Source organism: Photobacterium damselae, from assembly GCF_003026815.1.
Classification (GTDB): Bacteria; Pseudomonadota; Gammaproteobacteria; order Enterobacterales; family Vibrionaceae; genus Photobacterium; species Photobacterium damselae.
The window spans coordinates 1-18475 of record NZ_PYOG01000014.1; the positions used below are offsets into that span (position 1 = coordinate 1).

The following is an 18475-nucleotide window of genomic DNA, read 5'->3' on the forward strand; positions in this document are numbered from 1 at the left end:
AACAGCAACAGCAACAGCAACAGCAACAGCAACAGCAACAGCAACAGCAACAGCAACAGCAACAGCAACAGCAACAGCAACAGCAACAGCAACAGCAACAGCAACAGCAACAGCAACAGCAACAGCAGGCTGAAGCTAAAACGGATGAAAGTAAAGGAAAAAAAGGTAATAACAAAGAAAAAGAGTTAGCCGTCACTCCTAGCCAAGAAGGCAAAAAACCGGGAGAAGCTACTGTTACACAAAGTAACCCTATATTAAAAAAACTTGAGCAGATTCCTGATGATACAAGTGAATTAATTCGAGCTCAGATGATCTTACAAGCTCGACAGCGAGCTCAACAGCAGCAAGAAACAGAGAACTCATGGTAATAAAGAATGAAAAAGTTACTTAATAACAAAAAAAACCGCCAATCAAAGTGGGTAAGTCTCTTTCTTATCGCACTGTTAACAATACTCTCTCCTGCTATTGCGTTTGCAGCACAGGTCGAAGCAACAGTTTCAAAAAACATAGTTGGGCTCAATGACGTATTCCAACTCACAGTAAAAATCGATGATAGTGTAAATGCTAATGCACTCGATCTGAGCCCATTGGATGCCGATTTTAACTATGGCACACCCAGTGTGAGTAACAGTACTAGTATGATTAATGGCGCCATCTCCCGCTCAACAGAATGGAATGTCGCCCTTGCAGCTAAAAAGATGGGAAAAATTGTTATCCCGTCTTTCCGAATTGGAGCAACAGAATCTCAACCAATTACTATCACAGTAGAAAAAAATAGAAATGCTAGCGCCACAAAAACAACTCAAGATCAACAAGCGGTTCAACTACTAACAGAAGTAGATAAATCCTCGTTATATCAAGGCGAAACCTTCTCTTACCGTGTCGAATTACGAATTGGGGCACAAATGTCACAAGCCTCACTAACTGCACCATATGGTGACGGTCTTGATGTTGTTCAACAAGGAGATGATCGCCAGACAGAAACGGTAGTAAACGGTCGTCGCTACATTGTCGTAACTCGTTACTATCAAATTACGGCAGAAAAACCCGGTAAAATCACGCTAAACGGAGCAAAGTTTAGTGGCAACATAGTGAAAGGTAATCGAGGTGGGTTTGGCTTTAGTCCTAGCGTCAATATTCCGGTAAAACGTACCGCAGAAAATATTGCGTTAGAGATAAAAGCAAAACCTGAAAGTTACACCGGATTATGGATTCCCACGACAGATCTAAAATTAGAGCAGCAATGGCAACCTCAAAATAGCACGGTGAAAGTTGGAGAGCCGCTTACTCGCCTCATTACTTTGAAGATTAAAAATACCTCTCAAAGTAATATGCCAAATATCAGCTTGGAATATCCAAGTAGTGTTCGTAGTTACAACGAAAAGCCAGAGTATAGCAATCAAAATGGTTATACTGTAATGACAGTAAAGCAAGTAATTATTCCAAGAAAGGAAGGCAAGTTGTCACTTCCAGGACTGTCTGTAAATTGGTTCAATACAGTGACAGGAAAGGAACAAACAAGCTCTATTGATGGCATGAAATTAACGGTAATGCAAGAAGAAGCCAATACCAGTTCTGCACTTAATAACCAAGAAGATAAAATAGCCAACATTACAGACACAAATGTAGCACCAAGCACATCATCTTCAGTAACTAAAAATGATAGTGCTTACGCAAGTATTTGGCCTTGGTTGACTGCATTAATGACAATTTTATGGCTAGGTACGACCATTGCATTGCTTAAAGCAAAACGCAGCAAACAGACAAGATCAGCAGTAATCAATTCTGAAGCAGTGACAGTCTCTACATTAGAAGGTTTACAGCAAGCTGCAGAACGTAATGAACCAATCAAAGCCCAAACTTATTTCCGCCAATGGAAAAATGAAAACTTACAATTAGTTGGTAGCTCAGAAGCACAAAAAGTTGCTCATGAAATAGAAATAATGATGAATGCTGCGTACTCAAAGCAAGCAACAACATGGAAAAATGATGCTCTACTGCAAGCAATCAAAGCATTACCGACAGCCAGCACTAAGAAAAGTCAATCGCGCTCTCATTTAGCTGAATTAGACCCTAATAAGTAGCGTATGACTTAATTGAAAGAGACATTCTAAAGCCAAATTTAAGCAGCGATAAATGTGATATTTCTCGCTGCTTTTTTGTGTAAAATTTTCCTTTAGATTTCATCTGCAACTAATTTCTCTGTATGCCCGTTTAGGGGGCAAAAAAGTGCCAGCAGTTAATTTTTGTCTTTTTTCAAACAATTTAATAACAGACTATTTTTGAGCTTTATCACAGAATATTTCACTATTGAATATCGCAATAGCTTAAGCCCTTAGTAATATCGAGTATTTTGTTAAAATATGGTTGATTAAAAGTTTCTAAAATCAATACTGGATATTTTGAACAGATCCTGTTAAAAAATGTTGCAGACACAAAATAATAAACCAATATAAATACGCGGAATATCGTTGTAGAGCGTAAACTATAGCTAAACTTATATAACAGCACTGGGAATGCTGCTATATGCTATACGGTTTTGCTTTGTTCGCCACAACGTAAACGCACCATGTAGCTTGGCACAACATGCAGGATGTAATATGAACCAATCACCACAACCTTTTCTCGCACGCGTTGCGAATGGCAGTCTGGTTGTCCAGATATTAGTCGGTATCATTGCGGGTATTATTCTCGCGACACTGTCACCTCAATCAGCACTGAGTGTTGGCTTCCTTGGAGGCCTTTTTGTTAGCGCACTAAAAGCTGTCGCACCTATTCTTGTCTTTATTTTAGTTGCATCGTCCATCGCCAACAAAAAGAAAGACGGTAACACCAATATGAAGCCTATTATTGTGCTTTATCTGTTTGGTACTTTTATGGCGGCATTAACCGCTGTAGTAATGAGCTTCCTTTTCCCTACCACTTTGACGCTTGTTGCTAGTAATACTGGTGTTGCACCACCAGAAGGTATTACAGAAGTTATCAATACTCTTTTATTCAAAATTGTTGATAACCCAATCAATGCTCTTATGACTGGTAACTTCATTGGTATTTTAGCGTGGGCAATTGCATTAGGTTTTGCTCTTCATCAGGCAAGTGATGCAACCAAACAGGTTTTCCATGACATGTCTAATGGCGTTACACTAATCGTACGTTTTATTATTCGTCTTGCGCCAATCGGTATATTTGGTCTTGTAGCAAATACTTTTGCAGAAACTGGTTTTGCTGCACTAGCAGGCTATGCGCATCTACTGGCGGTTCTACTAGGTTCTATGGCAATCATTGCATTTATCGTAAACCCTGCCATCGTTTACTACAAAACACGCCAGAATCCATACCCATTAGTCCTAAAATGTACTCGTGAAAGTGGTATTACAGCCTTCTTTACTCGTAGCTCTGCAGCTAACATTCCAGTTAATATGCAGTTATGTAAGGAACTTGACCTTCACGAAGATACTTATTCTGTTTCTATTCCGCTTGGTGCAACAATCAATATGGGTGGTGCCGCTATTACGATTACGATCTTATCGTTAGCAGCAGTTCATACTCTAGGTATCGAAGTAGATATTGCGACAGCAGTATTGCTAAGTATTGTTGCTGCAGTTTCCGCTTGTGGTGCATCTGGTGTTGCTGGTGGTTCTTTGCTATTGATTCCTCTTGCTTGTAGTTTATTTGGTATTCCAAATGAGATTGCAATGCAAGTTGTTGCGGTAGGTTTCATTATTGGGGTAATTCAAGATTCTGCCGAAACGGCTCTTAACAGTTCAACGGATGTTATCTTCACAGCAGCAGCCTGTCGTGCGGTAGAGCGAAAAAAGTCTGAAGCGCCAAATCTGGCGCCTGCTGAATAATATCTTCATACAATAGAAGAAGCCTCCAGCGTTAATGAGTCATTTCATAAACACTGGAGGCTTTTTTTGAACAAGAATCAGAGATAACATTCTGAATCTTTAAGTTATCTAGGTATAGAACTAATTATTATGGCCTTTTAGCTCTTCAAATTTATCTTTGACATTATCCCTAGCATCTTCTACCGCATCTTGCACTTTCTCAAATGGGCGAACATTACGAGCATCGTCAATTTTGTCTTTATAAGTTATACCTAAATAAATACCAAACCCAACTAATGCTAATACAATCAAACGCAACATATTATTTCTCTGTTTAGTTAGAATCTTATGTCTAAAGACCGCTTAGACATCATAATATTAGTAAGTATTTGTCGCTTTACGAATCGCATTGTTTGAACGCTGAATCAAGTTATCAACTGCACGACGTTTCGTATTACGCACTTTATTGTTCACACGATTCTCAACATAAGTTCCATCTTTGATTTCATCGATAGAGCGCTGAGTATTATCAATACGATTTTGACCATCACGAATTGAGTTCTGAGTACTGTTTACGGCATTTTGTGCACTTTGTAAGCCTTGATCTACCTGATTTAAGCGGTCAACTAGATTATCCGCTTGAGCCGTAGAAGCCATAACCATACACAGTAAAGGTAGAATTTTAACAAATTTCATTATCAGAGGCTCCTTAATAGAGAGTGTTCATATCCAGAACAAAAAAACAGTGCTCTTTATATTATTTTCTAAAGAAAAAACACACTTACAAATACAAAAAGCTTCTGAATCAATCTGAAATTTCTATTATATCAGATAGTTAATTTATTATGGTTTCATTACCTTTATATAACGGTCACCATCTCGTTTGTAATACATATTATCTACAATTGCATAGGTCACTCCGGCAATCACCGCAAATGTTGCAATTTCAGGCAGACTTGAGCGGTAATACCAAGGTTTATAATACGGTCGACCCGGCTTTACTATCACAACATCACGATGATGACGATGGTGATGTCGATGGTGTTTGGGCTTAACAATGATCACATCTTTATGGTGTTTTTTATGATGATGATGCTTATGTGGTTTTGCAAAAGCCATAGAGGGTACTAATAGAGTAGTAATAACCATGCCAATAATGAGTTTTTTCATCACATCCTTCTCTTGTAATCGGGAATTGCTTTGGAAAGATAATAGGCTTAGAGATTAATATTGATGTCAGCAATTGGTCAATGAGATGTCAAAGTTATGCTCGTAAATTAGTGTCAATGACAACGACATACTTTTTCATATTTACCAAACTCCACCCCACAAAGAAAAAAGGCTGTAATCCCAGAGCCTCGTTCAGATGAACAATTGGAATTACAGCCAAAACTACAAGTTACTCATATTATCTCTATTAATGCTCTTTACTTGTTTTGATCTACATTGACCATACGTAAAAGATCTGAGATTTCATTCGAATAATAATGCCTCGAATAACATCAAGAAACCCAAGAAATCCAATCGGTTTTTCAGCGCTGACCCAAGCAAGTCCAACCGAGCCTACAGGGATATCATAGCCCTCTGTTTCAATAAGTTTTAAGCGAACAAAATGATGCTTATTGGCAATATTAGCTCCTGTTGTTTGTCGAACATTATCATCACGAGCTAACAAACTACCTTGAGCTTCTCCTGTTGCTTCAATAATACCCTCAACCTCAGCAGCAAAAACTTTTCCTGGATAGACAGCAGAAGCAAACTCAGCCATCTGCCCTGCTTTTACATTACGGATAGCTTGATGATTGACTCGCATTAATACGTACTTTTCATCGGTATACATTTGAATACGAGGAGCAACACCAACATATTGGCCCTCACGCATGATGAAATTGGTCAGATATCCATCAGCAGGAGCATAAACTTGTGTGTGCTCTAAATTCCATTGGGCTTGTGCCACATTTTCTTGCTCACTCTTAACCGCAACTTCTCGACTCGTAACCGCTAACTGTGCTTGCTCTAATCTTACTTTTGCTTGTTCTGATGCAATCACAGCTTTCTCAACCTGAGAGTCTAATGTGGTCACTTGTGCTTTACCCACTTTAACTGCAGTACGTTGTTCATCTAACATACTTTCAGTAACTGTGTGCTTAACCACCTGATTTTGCTTAACATATCGATTCAATGTTGCTTGTTTAAATCTTAAATCTTCTTTTGCTGCAACTAACTGATTTTTTGTGATATCAATATCTTTTACCGCAGAACGATACTGAGTTTTTGCATTAGCGACATCTTCAATCGCCATTTTTAAATCAACATGGGCCGAGTCAAGTTTCGTCTCTGCTTTAGTGAGCGCGATACGATATGGTTCATCATCCAGTTCATAGATGAGTTGTCCTTTCTCAACGGTTTGATTTGGCTCAACATGAATAGCTTTCACATGACCTTTTATCTGCGACGATGCAGGTCTTAACTGAATATGAGGTGATTGAACCAGTGATCCCCCCGATAAATCCATAGGGGCGAAAGTGATCAAGCCAAACCAGACAAATACAAGCCATCCCCCACCACCTAGATAAGCAAAGCTTTTAGTAAACTTATTCCACGGCATTCCCACTAAGCGAAGTAGATAAATAAATAGAGCCCATACGGCTAAACCTTCAAGCATTTTCTACCTCCTCAGTTTTCATCTTTTTTAAAGAGGCAGTATCAACCTGAGGTTCCTCTTCTTTACCGTGCCAAATATCTCTGATTCGGCGCAGAGCTTGCTCTCCATCAACAAAAGCAACAATTACGGCAACAACCCAAACCCAATGCCAAATAAAGCCAATCCAAGTTAATGCAGTTATCAAACCTATTTGATGATGATCACTTTTATGAGCTTTATGAATAGGTATTTCATGAATTTTCCAAAAACCAATCGCAGCAGCGGCAATGGTTGCAATTAACACAACACCTGCAAATACATGCAGTGCCGTATCTACACCCGTATCAACAAACGGCATACTAAAGAGGCTCATACACATCTCCAATTTAAGATGAAAACGAAATATTTATCATTATGTTCTTGTTATCTGTTGCAGATATTCTCAGACAATTATGTGACTATAGAAATGAAATTGGATTGATTTAATCTTAAAATGGTCTTTTATGATTAAATCAATCCACCGAGAAAATAATAATGATTGATACAGCCTTTATTAGAACCCTGTTCTTTCAGCCAATTTTAAATGGTTTAGAAAAGCGCTATCAGCTATCCCCTCAACATTGGGATATACCAGCAAAACTATTGCAAGAACCTATGTCGCTTACACCATTTTTGGATATGACAGCTTGGCTAGAAAGTGCCATTGAGATGACTGGAGATCCGAATTATTTAGCAAAGATTGCAGATCTGGTTCGATTTGAACAAATGGGTATGCTCGGTGAATGGTTCCTTTCATCTCCCGATCTGGCGCTGGCATTTCGAAGAATTAACTATGGTTCATCATGTTTGCAATCAGGTGCAACCTTCCATGGCGAGCAATCAGCCAAGGTGATTAAATGGACGTATGGCAACCATTATCTCATGGGACAACAACGATTACTTGATAGCTTAAGAGTTGCAATAATGTTTACTAATGTAATTCGTAACTATATGGGAACCGACTATCATCCTATTCATGTAGAGATATCCGGAAAACCTGAACGCGTCGTTGATTATCAGGATTTTTTTGGCTGCAACATCACATGGAATGCGCCGATGACTCGAGTATGGATTGATATTGCGATTTTAGAAACAGGAAATGAGTGCGTTTTTAATGTCACCAAACCAATGCTACTTTCTAACCTTCAACTCGATGATTTACTGAATATGCCTCAGCCACAAGACTTTGCCAAAGTAATGTATGAAATGGTGAACTACAACCGATATTATGATCGGCCAAGTATTCATTTTGTTGCAGAAAAACTACAGCTTTCAACGCAGCAGTTAAGCAGAAGATTACACAATTACGGATTGAACTTTACCAGTATTACAAGTTATGTGCTGTGTAATGTTGCCATAAAGTATATGTTGGAAGGGATGGATATTAAGAAAATTGCGAGTTTATTGGGTTATCAGAATGTTCAGAGTTTTTCAAAAGCGTTTCAACGTTATCGCGGAGTGACACCGACACAATATCAACAACGTTTATTAGAGCGTGCACGATAAGCTAGGGAGGGGATAATATTTCCCCCTTTGCTTTTACTTATGGATTGAATCTATACAGTGGCAGGAACCAGTTCGACACTCTCATCACTATCTGGATCTGATTCGCCTTTAATCTTCGCTAGCAGATCAGAGATCAAAACTATCGGTCCCATCATGTTTACACGCATAGGAGCTCCGCCTAGACCATAATGTAACTCAGAAGAATCTGATGCTGAGTAATTATACTTATAATTAAACTTATCTACCGCCATTCTGAGCAAATCAAAGTCTTTACGATGGCAAGAAACATAAGATCGCCAGTACATAGCATCAACAATTTCATTCGGCTTCTCAGCACGAATAATAAACCGCCAGCTACCCTCTTCTCCGTAGAAATCTAAAGGAAAATGTTTTTGTATTTTTTTGTTATTCAACAAGGTAAACCATCCTAAGAGTGAGTGTACGATGTTTGACCATTTTCAGTCTTAACACACTATTGTTATGTATTTGGTGTATGACGCATAACAACCAAATTACTGCTGCGTTAAATTATAGGGTCTAGATTATGCAGTCATTTGATAATAATGGAAGTGAAAAACAGATAAATTCAGAATTTTTAACGTTGTTTTATTTAACCACTTCGATAAAAAACGGCAAAAACACAGACTATGAATGTTGTATATCTTTTTGATAATTATAAGGTATAGGTCTAAATAAGCACAAATCAGAAATAAAAGAACAGGAAGTGTGAGAAGGTTAACAATTTTTAATGATTGGTTAAAATTGAGTATATCTTCGAGAGGATAACACAAAAAATTTTACAATATCAGTCTTGTTAAAAAAGTTTCTGAACCTATAATGCTGAAAACCGGAGCGTCTGCCAACGCTCCGGTTTTTTTGTGCCTGCTCGTTAAGTGCAAACGTTTGGCTGCCACCAGACATTGCTAAGAGCAACAATACGAATTGATTAAGGAATAACCATGCGTATCGAACAAGACTTGAAGTTAGGTTTTAAAGATGTACTGTTTCGTCCAAAACGTTCTACTTTAAAAAGCCGTTCTCAAGTTGAATTAACCCGCGAGTTTACATTTAAGCATAGCGGTCGTCAATGGTCAGGTGTACCTATCATTGCAGCAAATATGGACTCTGTGGGTAGCTTCGCTATGGCGCAAGCACTTGCTAAACATAATGTAATGACAGCAATTCATAAGCACTACACAACGGCTGACTGGCAAGAATTTGTTGAACAAAACGATGCTAGCGTTCTCAACAACGCAATGGTTTCTACTGGCACATCTGATGCTGATTTCCAAAAAACCAAAGATATTATGGCAATGAGTGATGATCTCATCTTCATTTGCATTGATATTGCCAACGGTTACTCAGAACATCTTGTTGAATATGTACAAAAAGTTCGAGCCCAATTCCCAAATAAAGTCATTAGTGCAGGTAACGTTGTAACAGGCGATATGGTTGAAGAGCTGATCCTTGCTGGTGCTGATATTGTTAAAGTCGGTATCGGCCCTGGTTCAGTATGTACAACACGAGTGAAAACTGGCGTAGGTTACCCTCAACTATCGGCTATCATCGAGTGTGCAGATGCAGCTCATGGTCTTGGTGGTCGTATTATTGGTGACGGTGGTTGTTCTTGTGCTGGTGATGTATCAAAAGCTTTCGGTGGTGGTGCTGATTTCGTTATGCTTGGAGGCATGCTTGCAGCTCACACAGAAAGTGGCGGTGAAGTTATAGAACAAAATGGCAAGACATTCATGAAGTTTTATGGCATGTCGAGCCAGAGCGCAATGGATAAGCACTCAGGTGGTGTAGCAAAGTACCGTGCAGCAGAAGGTAAAACAGTCCTACTACCATTCCGAGGCCCTGTTGAAAACACTATTCAAGATATCATGGGTGGCGTTCGTTCAACCTGTACTTATGTCGGTGCAGCTCAGCTAAAAGAACTCACAAAACGCACAACGTTTATTCGAGTACAAGAGCAAGAAAATAACGTGTACGGAAAAGAATAAGTTTTATTTTAGATGTTCTTGTTGTTGATACAACCATAAGTGGTTGTATCAACATTAATAAAGAAATATACAAATAGTGAATACAAACTTGGTTAATACTTGTATTTATAAAATAGATTAGCGTAAAACAATGTAAATTCAACATTCCTGCTATTGTTTTATCGAGTTATTATCGATATCTTAATACTTAGGTTTAATTTTTATCATGGAACAGATGTGAAATTTAGTAAATACGTCTCGACAATTTACTTATTACTTACAGCACTATTTGTTCTGTCGTTATCTAGTGGTATGACATATGCTAATATCACAAGCGTAAACCAAGCCTCTCATATTTTATCACTAAATACTGATTTATCAGTATCTTGTGAGTTATCATCTTACTCTGAGCAACATCTAGATTCAAATTGTAATGAGCCGAACTGTTGTGAACCAGGTGGCACTTGTTATGTAAAACAATGCTGTTCTCATCACCATGTTCCTTCGAATAGTGCCATTTTCACTCTACATAACGTATCTTATGGAACATATTATACATATGAGCCAAAGTCTAATATGGTTGAGTTATATACTAACATCGATATCTCATCACAACACCGCCCTCCTATATTGTAATCCCAATATACTCATACGCTCTTTATTATGAGCCCAATAAAATTAGGCGCTGAAGCATATCAGTACCTGTGATTAATCTGTGTGGATAATATTATCTACATGGCCTGTAATGGGATTACAAAATGAATACTACTTTAAATATAGATAGTAAGATAAATAAAAAGCCACAACATATAATATCAATAAATAGTTCCATTGGAGGTTGTTATGAATAATAAACATCTTCCTACGTTATTATTTGTGTCTGTTTGCTTAATTTGGGGAACAACTTGGCTTGCAATGGAAGTTGCGGTACAAACAATCCCACCAATATTTGCTACTGGTTTACGTTTTTTAGTGGCTTCACCACTACTCATAAGCTTAGCTATTATTCTTAAACAACCTCTATTTTTCCCAAAGGGAAAGCGACATTGGATGTTGATTGTAGCTGTTTTTTACTTTTCAATTCCATTTACCTTAATGATATATGGTGAACAATATATCTCATCTGGATTAGCATCCATTATTTTTGCTAATATGCCTATTGCAGTTATGTTAACATCCAATTTATTTCTTGGACTAAGGTTACAAAAATACCAAATCTTCGGGCTATTAATTGCTGTTTTGAGCCTAATAGGCATCTTAACAATAGAGATGAATCTTGGTGGAAGTGATTATCTACTTGGATTTATGGCTTTAGGCGGTGCAGTGGCCATGCATGCAATCATGTATGTATTTGTAGAAAAATTCTGTAAAGGGACGCCTGTACTTACATACAATGCTTTACCAAGTTTCATTGCTTCAATTCTTCTTATAATGTCCTCATTATTTATTGAAGTACCACAGATAGAGCAATTCTCTACAGACTCTATCGCTGCCGTTATTTATTTAGGTTTAATTGCTAGTGTTGGCGGTATCGTTGCATATTTTAAATTAGGACAGGTATCGACACCATTTACCGCATCTCTATGTTTTTTATTCTTTCCATTAATAGCATTAAGTTTATCAACATGGATTGCAGGTAATAGTATCTCAATGCTATCGGTTGGGTTAATGTTTTTACTTCTAGGTGGCATATTCATAACAAAGGCAGATCCTTACTGGTTTAGAAAAATGTCGATCTCTAAAAATCCTCCACATAAACCAGAAAACATCTTTAGTAAATAAATTTACTATATGATCTCAAATCCTCCTTTATATAGGAGGATTTTATTTCCCCTTCATGCAATAACAAAATATTATTAACTTTATAATTTTTGATAATTTCCTGTTTTAATAATACTTACCTATACTCATCTCATCGAAACAAAACCCACAAACATCAGAGCTAGGAACCTTAATTATGAAAATGAATCACGTTGGTATTATGGTTGGCGACATGGACAAAGCCGTCGAGTTTTACACGAAAGCTTTAGGTTTAAAGGTTGTTATGGGCAATACCAAAGTTATTGAAGAACGTGAAACTGCTATTGGTCGTATGTGTATTGCTGTATTCGGCGAAGGTTTTAAAGGCTTTAATATTGCACACCTTGTAACAACAGATGGTATTGGCGTTGAGTTATTTGAAATGAAAGAGCGCCAAGAGCGTCATGAAGTTGATTTCTCTCGCTTAGGTATTTTCCATTTTTGTCTACAAACAGACGATTTCGAAACAGCCATTAAAAATATTGAACAATATGGTGGTAAAGCACGTATGGATATTATGCGCTATCACCCAGAAGATGATAACAAGCCAGCTCAAATGATCTACATGGAAGACCCATTTGGTAACCTCTTTGAGCTTTACTCTCATACTTATGAGGAAACTTATGCTTCAGATTATGAGTAATACCTAAGTCTTAAGGGTCGAGATTTATACTAAAGTTGTTCACATAGAAGCTTTGATATAGCCACATAACTTGGCATATCTCTCGATCCTTTTTACTGATACTCTAATCTATCGCTACATGCTGAAATAAATACCGCTTTACCAACTCTTATAAAATGGTTGCTGCATCTGGAACAATGTAAACAAAACTGTTATCTTTTGGCAGTAAGAGTATGATTATACTTAATACTAGTTCCAAATCGGTACGCGAATGAACCAATCCCAGCAACTACTAGACGTAACAACCAACGCCTTACTTCATTTAGAGTTTAAAAAGCTTGAGAAAACTTTAAGTCTTGCAGAGCGTAATACCCTTCTTATCCACTTTCTCAAGCGCATTGTGAAAAGTAATCAATACCGTGGAGCAAAGAAACCTGCTCGACAGTGGCTATCTCTAGGTCGTCAATCTGGTGCAGATTTAGAAACCATTTTAGTTCAACATCATGAAAGTTTGCTACAAACCTGCTCTAGCGATTTGTATCGTTTCGTCGATTTAATTCAAAAAATTGAAGCTAATTTAGAAACGAAAGTTCAGTACTCTCAAGCTCATCGTATCGATCTAAATGCTCGTTATGGACGTGTACTTGTTTGTGTTGTGGACGAAGATTTAACATCCAGCTTTGATGAAGACGGATTAATGATCAAATCGACTCAAATTCTCTTTATTGGTCAAGCAGCTGACAAAGAACTCTTTTCACAATTTGTTGAAGAGAGTACATACTTCCAATCGGTTGTTGCTTACGAAGATGAAATGCACTTACGTGTTGAGTTGTTCAGAATGTAGTTTTTCGTATTGCAATGATATATACCCAAGCAATTTATCAAGTTAATGGCTTGGGTATATAAATCCACCAACTACTTCCCACTTCTGTGATTATCTCGTGATTTATCCTCTTCTATCACGACAATTTCTACGATCTTCGATACCATGACAACCAATGTATTAGGACTCATAAGTAGAATCATAATGAAAATTTCTGTTGATGGCGGCTCATTTAAAGTTGCAATCAAAACCGAATACGAAGGACTTGTTGGTGAAGCAACCGCTATCTTTCACGAAACATTAAAGCAAGCAAAATCGAATGATAAAGCAATTCTTCGTTTTTTGCAGATTATCATAGAACATCGTGATGAAGATGATGCTATCGGCTATGCCGTTCTTGGCTTACTTGGTTGGTATAATGAGGCGATTAACCCTGTTACGAATCATGATATTGAATTAAATCTTCCAAAAATCATTCCTCATCTGATCAATCCATCAGGCGATCTAACCGCCACAAGTGCAACAGAAACGAATACGTTTAAGCATTAAGAACCGAAAAAATAAAGCCGCTTAACTGAAAGTCTAACTTAATGTGACGACTTCAATTAAGCGGGCTTTACTATCAAAACTTAGAAGTTATTCCCAAAATTTAAAACTCAAACTGATAACAGGTTTGATGATGGTAAGTTTGCTCTGGCAATAACAGTGGACATAGTTGCTGCCATTGTTCTTTATTTGGCGAATCAGGGAAATACTGAGTCTCTAGTGCCACACCATCATGGTTTTGATACGCTTTACTTGCACCAATTGAACCTAACAAATAGTTCCCTGTATACACTTGCATTGCAGGCTTTGTCGTCTTCACTATCATAGTAAGATCATGATTTGGCGAGACCAGTTTTGCAACAGGCGTTTTACCATCAACTATCTCTTCAGAAAAGACAAAGCTGTGGTCATAACCTGCCGCTAATTTTTGATCTTCATCTTGCAAAAACTCAGAACCAATCAGCTTTAATGACGTAAAATCAAAGCTATTACCGACTACCGGTTTATAATCACCCGTTGGTATCGCGGTAGCATCTGCAGGTAAATAATAAGGAGCCTTAATCTGCAGGCTATGCTCTAACGCATTAAATGCACTACCTTCTCCTGCCAGATTAAAATACGCATGATTCGTCAAATTGACCGGGCAGCTAGCATCACAGTGTGCTTGGTATAAAATAGTAAGCTGATTTTCCTCATCCAGTGTGTAGGTCACCATCACATCCAGATTACCAGGGTAACCCTGATCGCCATCAACAGAACGTAATGCAAAACATACTTGATTATCTGTTTGCTTCTCAATTGCCCAACGACGTTTATCAAAGCCAACTAACCCACCATGAAGGGCATTCTCACCATTGTTGATATCAAGTTGATAATCAACACCATCAACAGAGAACTGACCTTTCGCAATACGATTAGCAAAGCGACCAACGATTGAACCAAAGTACGCGGTTTGCTTCATGTGCTCATCCATATTAGCAGAGCGCAATAAAACTTCACGTGCTCCTTCTGGCATTGGAACAGTACAACTTAACCAAGTCGCGCCTATATCCATAAATGAAGCCGTCATGCCAGATGCATTGGTTAGATGTACCAACTTTGCCGGCTGACCATCAAACGATGGCGACTGTGCCATCGTTTGAACTAGTTTAATGATATCGGGATTCATTGTTACCCCTTATAGAGCGTCTACTAGGCCAGCACCATTTTTTGCTTGGCACACATAGATAGACTCTTTAAGGCCTGTGGCTGCTTCATATTGAGATTCAACTGCGGCTTTTACATCCTCAACCAATGAAGGTGGAACTAATGAAACAATACAACCGCCGAAGCCACCACCAGTCATACGAACACCACCTTGCTCACCAATCACTTGTTTTACGATATCAACTAAAGTATCAATCTCTTTCACTGTGATTTCGAAATCATCACGCATTGAAGCATGTGACTCAGCCATTAACTCTCCCATACGCTTCATATCATGAGCTCGTAGGGCTTGAGCGGCTTCTACTGTGCGATCATTCTCAGTAATTACGTGACGAGCACGTTTTGCCACCAGCTCATCTAATTCAGACACTTTTTCATTAAACTGTTCAATCGTGACGTCACGCAGCGCTTTAACGCCAAAAATACGAGCCGCTTCTTCACATTGCTGACGGCGGGTATTGTATTCGCTATCAACCAAACCACGTTTCTTATTTGAGTTAATGATGACCACAGCCATATCTTCTGGCATTGAGACAGCTTCTGTTTCTAAACTGCGGCAATCTAATAACATAGCATGATTTTCTCGGCCTTCAGCGGAAATCATCTGATCCATAATGCCACAGTTACAGCCGACAAATTGGTTCTCTGCTTGCTGACCATTTAAGGCAATATCGGCTTGGCTAATTTCAAGATTGAATAAGACTTTAAATGTTTGACCAATAACAACTTCAAGCGCTGCAGACGAACTTAAACCTGCACCTTGAGGAACGTTACCACTCACAGAAATATCAGCGCCAGTAAATTGATAGCCACGAGCAAGCAAATATTTCACCACGCCACGAATGTAGTTCGCCCACATTTTATCTTGTTGGAATGTAATTTCCTGAGTGATATCAAACTCATCTACCGCATTATCGTAATCAACAGATACAACACGAACAATATTGTCATCACGTTTTGCAGCCGCAACCATTGTCTGATAATTAATGGCACAAGGTAGAACAAAGCCATCATTATAGTCGGTATGCTCACCAATAAGATTAACTCGACCAGGCGCTTGAATAATGTGTGTTGGCGCGTAACCTAAAACTTGATTAAATGAATGCGTTACGTTTTGGATTAGATCAGACATAGTAAATTCTCACGATGTAATTCTTTAATAGCGACTCGAATCTCAAGCCGCAATGTATATTTTTGATATTGTCAGTTCAGCTTCAAATCTGACTGCAGTTATTGTTCTTTATAATGAATGTCACTAAGATCACGCAGACGCTGTGCAGCTTGTTCTGCAGTAAGATCTCGCTGACTTTCTGCCAGCATTTCATAACCGACCATAAATTTTCGAACAGTAGCACTGCGAAGTAACGGCGGATAAAACAGAGCATGAAGTTGCCAATGGTCAATATTCGTTCCTTGTTCAAAAAATGGAGCGTAATGCCACCCCATGGAATAAGGGAAAGAACATTGGAATAAGTTGTCATAACGGCTCGTTAATTTCTTTATCGCCAACGCCAGATCGTCTCGTTGCCCTTCCGTCAGTTCACTCATACGACGAATATGCGTTTTCGGTAGCAACATAGTTTCAAATGGCCACGCCGCCCAGTAAGGAACCAAAGCAACCCAATGTTCTGTTTCAACCACAATGCGTGAACCATCTTTAAGTTCGGCTTGGACATAATCAACTAACAGGTTACGGCCATTTTCTAGGTAATAAGTTTTTAAATTGTGCTCTTTACGTTCAATCTCATTAGGTAAAAAGCTGTTCGCCCAAATCTGTCCATGCGGGTGAGGCTGAGAGCAACCCATTGCCTCACCTTTATTTTCAAAAGCTTGAACCCAAATATAATCCTTACCTAACTCTTCAATTTGGTCGTTCCAAGTATCAATCACCCCTCGGATTTTCTCGACAGGTAATTCAGGTAAAGTTTTACTGTGATCAGGAGAAAAACAGATCACTCGACTTAAGCCACGTACACCTTGGGTTTGAAATAGTGGATTATCCGATTTAGGTGCGTCAGGCGAATCGACCATCAAAGCTGCGAAATCATTCGTAAAGACATAAGTGCCCTTATAATCTGGATTTACATCACCTGAAATACGTTCATTAGTTGGACACAAGAAGCACTTGCTATCGTAACTCGGAAGTTGCTCGGTAGCAGGTTTTTCATCCGCACCACTCCATGGACGTTTTGCTCGGTGAGGAGAGACTAAAATCCACTGACCCGTTAATGGGTTATAACGACGATGAGGATGATCAACTGGGTTAAATTCAACGTTTGACATGCTTTTCTCAACTCTTAAATTTTTTATCCGCCTTCCAAACCGATGTGGAAAACGCAAGTAATCGTGGTAAGGCTTTAGTTACACCAGGGAATAGCCTTGTGGATTTTCAGACTGCCAACGCCAAGTATCTGCCGTCATTTCTGCAACAGTGCGTGTTGCTTTCCAACCAAGGTCGCGCTCAGCTTTAGTCGTGCTTGCCCAACATTCAGCAATATCACCTGCTCGACGAGGACAAATTTCAAATGGAACCGCTTTACCGCAAGCTTGGCTAAACGCTTCAACCATTTCGAGAACACTTGAGCCTTTACCCGTACCTAGATTGTAAATATGTAATCCAGCCTTTTTACCAACTGCCGTGAGTGCTGCAATATGGCCATCGGCAAGATCCATAACATGAATGTAATCACGAACACCTGTACCATCAGGAGTTGGGTAATCGTTACCAAAAACAGCCAATTTTTCACGACGACCAACGGCAACTTGAGCAATAAATGGCATTAAGTTATTTGGAATACCTTGAGGATCTTCACCCATTGAACCCGATGGATGTGCTCCTACTGGATTAAAGTAACGAAGTAGGGTAATACTCCAGTTATCTTCAGCTTTAAAGAGATCACTTAAACACTGCTCAACCATGTGTTTGCTAGTGCCATAAGGGTTTGTGGTTGCCCCTGTTGGAGAGTCTTCAGTAATAGGCACAATATCAGGATCGCCATAAACGGTAGCAGATGAACTAAATACGATGCTTTTTACACCCGCTTTGCGCATGCTTCGAGCTAAAACTAAAGTGCCTGTCACATTATTATCGTAATATTCCAAAGGCTTAGCTACGGACTCTCCAACAGCTTTAAGGCCTGCAAAATGGATAACGGCTTCAATTCTATGCTGCGAAAATACAGTATCTAGAAACGCTTCATCACGAATATCACCGTGATGGAAGATCGGTCGGATACCCGTCAATGCTTCAATTCGAGTAAGAACTTCTTCTTTTGCATTACATAAATTATCAACAATGATAGGTGTTATACCTGCTTCGATCATTTGAACACAGGTGTGACTACCAATGTATCCCATACCGCCAGTGACAAGAATTTCCACTTTGCTCTCTCCAAGACTGCTGAACACCTTATTTCTCATGATGCTCAAGTTGCTTAACTGATTCAGAGTCTATCAATCAAATAGGATTCAGTTCCG

Annotated in this window: 18 protein-coding genes and 1 pseudogene; 9 read left to right on the forward strand and 10 right to left on the reverse strand. The window is 38.8% G+C overall.

What is annotated here, in order from left to right; genetic code table 11:
- The 3 genes and pseudogenes from CTN07_RS22795 to sstT all read left to right on the forward strand — a co-directional run.
- Window positions 1–368 (forward strand): annotated as a pseudogene (locus tag CTN07_RS22795) (hypothetical protein); the annotation flags it as partial.
- Between the two features lie 6 nt (window positions 369–374).
- Window positions 375–2084 (forward strand): BatD family protein, encoded by a 1710-nt coding sequence (locus CTN07_RS13005; RefSeq protein ID WP_005305801.1) that lies wholly within the window; start codon window positions 375–377, stop codon window positions 2082–2084.
- Between the two features lie 516 nt (window positions 2085–2600).
- Window positions 2601–3851, forward strand: coding sequence for a serine/threonine transporter SstT (sstT, locus tag CTN07_RS13010; RefSeq protein WP_036765824.1), 1251 nt, complete (start codon window positions 2601–2603; stop codon window positions 3849–3851).
- Window positions 3852–3971: 120 nt separating this feature from the next.
- On the opposite strand, the gene CTN07_RS13015 is transcribed toward sstT, so the two are convergent.
- The 5 genes from CTN07_RS13015 to CTN07_RS13035 form a co-directional block, all read right to left on the reverse strand.
- Window positions 3972–4151 carry a hypothetical protein gene (locus tag CTN07_RS13015; RefSeq protein ID WP_005305806.1) on the reverse strand — a complete coding sequence of 60 codons (180 nt, stop codon included), beginning with the start codon at window positions 4149–4151 and terminating at the stop codon, window positions 3972–3974.
- Window positions 4152–4208: 57 nt separating this feature from the next.
- Window positions 4209–4526, reverse strand: coding sequence for a hypothetical protein (locus tag CTN07_RS13020; RefSeq protein WP_005305808.1), 318 nt, complete (start codon window positions 4524–4526; stop codon window positions 4209–4211).
- Window positions 4527–4673: 147 nt separating this feature from the next.
- The gene (locus CTN07_RS13025; RefSeq protein ID WP_036765825.1) at window positions 4674–5000 is read right to left on the reverse strand and encodes a VPA0510 family protein; all 327 of its coding nucleotides are present in this window, start codon (window positions 4998–5000) and stop codon (window positions 4674–4676) included.
- 271 nt (window positions 5001–5271) lie between these two features.
- Window positions 5272–6495 carry an HlyD family secretion protein gene (locus tag CTN07_RS13030; protein ID WP_005305810.1) on the reverse strand — a complete coding sequence of 408 codons (1224 nt, stop codon included), beginning with the start codon at window positions 6493–6495 and terminating at the stop codon, window positions 5272–5274.
- Window positions 6488–6847, reverse strand: coding sequence for a hypothetical protein (locus tag CTN07_RS13035; protein WP_050787826.1), 360 nt, complete (start codon window positions 6845–6847; stop codon window positions 6488–6490). Before CTN07_RS13035 ends, CTN07_RS13030 begins: the two co-directional genes overlap by 8 nt.
- A 161-nt stretch (window positions 6848–7008) precedes the next feature.
- Between CTN07_RS13035 and CTN07_RS13040 the strand changes: the two genes are divergently transcribed.
- Window positions 7009–8019 carry an AraC family transcriptional regulator gene (locus tag CTN07_RS13040; protein WP_005305811.1) on the forward strand — a complete coding sequence of 337 codons (1011 nt, stop codon included), beginning with the start codon at window positions 7009–7011 and terminating at the stop codon, window positions 8017–8019.
- Between the two features lie 50 nt (window positions 8020–8069).
- Here the strand turns inward: CTN07_RS13040 and CTN07_RS13045 are convergent, their stop codons facing one another.
- Window positions 8070–8432 carry a hypothetical protein gene (locus tag CTN07_RS13045; RefSeq protein ID WP_036766061.1) on the reverse strand — a complete coding sequence of 121 codons (363 nt, stop codon included), beginning with the start codon at window positions 8430–8432 and terminating at the stop codon, window positions 8070–8072.
- 546 nt (window positions 8433–8978) lie between these two features.
- Between CTN07_RS13045 and CTN07_RS13050 the strand changes: the two genes are divergently transcribed.
- The 5 genes from CTN07_RS13050 to CTN07_RS13075 all read left to right on the forward strand — a co-directional run bounded on the left by CTN07_RS13050 (window position 8979) and on the right by CTN07_RS13075 (window position 13795).
- Entirely contained in the window at window positions 8979–10022 is a 1044-nt protein-coding gene (locus CTN07_RS13050; RefSeq protein WP_005305818.1) for a GMP reductase, read from the forward strand.
- Between the two features lie 822 nt (window positions 10023–10844).
- On the forward strand, window positions 10845–11783 hold the full coding sequence (locus tag CTN07_RS13060; protein WP_005305822.1) for a DMT family transporter: 939 nt from the start codon (window positions 10845–10847) through the stop codon (window positions 11781–11783).
- A gap of 175 nt (window positions 11784–11958) precedes the next feature.
- Window positions 11959–12444, forward strand: coding sequence for a VOC family protein (locus CTN07_RS13065; RefSeq protein WP_005305825.1), 486 nt, complete (start codon window positions 11959–11961; stop codon window positions 12442–12444).
- Between the two features lie 250 nt (window positions 12445–12694).
- A complete protein-coding gene (locus CTN07_RS13070) occupies window positions 12695–13267 on the forward strand; it encodes a DUF2913 family protein (RefSeq protein ID WP_005305828.1) in 573 nt (190 codons plus the stop codon).
- Between the two features lie 183 nt (window positions 13268–13450).
- Window positions 13451–13795 (forward strand): hypothetical protein, encoded by a 345-nt coding sequence (locus tag CTN07_RS13075; protein WP_005305830.1) that lies wholly within the window; start codon window positions 13451–13453, stop codon window positions 13793–13795.
- Between the two features lie 100 nt (window positions 13796–13895).
- On the opposite strand, the gene galM is transcribed toward CTN07_RS13075, so the two are convergent.
- The 4 genes from galM to galE form a co-directional block, all read right to left on the reverse strand.
- Window positions 13896–14960 carry a galactose-1-epimerase gene (galM, locus tag CTN07_RS13080; protein WP_005305832.1) on the reverse strand — a complete coding sequence of 355 codons (1065 nt, stop codon included), beginning with the start codon at window positions 14958–14960 and terminating at the stop codon, window positions 13896–13898.
- 9 nt (window positions 14961–14969) lie between these two features.
- A complete protein-coding gene (gene galK / locus CTN07_RS13085; protein WP_036765828.1) occupies window positions 14970–16130 on the reverse strand; it encodes a galactokinase in 1161 nt (386 codons plus the stop codon).
- A 98-nt stretch (window positions 16131–16228) separates the two neighbouring features.
- Entirely contained in the window at window positions 16229–17281 is a 1053-nt protein-coding gene (locus tag CTN07_RS13090) for a UDP-glucose--hexose-1-phosphate uridylyltransferase (protein WP_005305838.1), read from the reverse strand.
- A gap of 78 nt (window positions 17282–17359) precedes the next feature.
- Window positions 17360–18379: a UDP-glucose 4-epimerase GalE gene (gene galE, locus CTN07_RS13095; RefSeq protein ID WP_036765829.1), complete on the reverse strand. Its 1020-nt coding sequence runs from the start codon at window positions 18377–18379 to the stop codon at window positions 17360–17362.
- Between the last annotated feature and the right edge of the window lie 96 nt (window positions 18380–18475).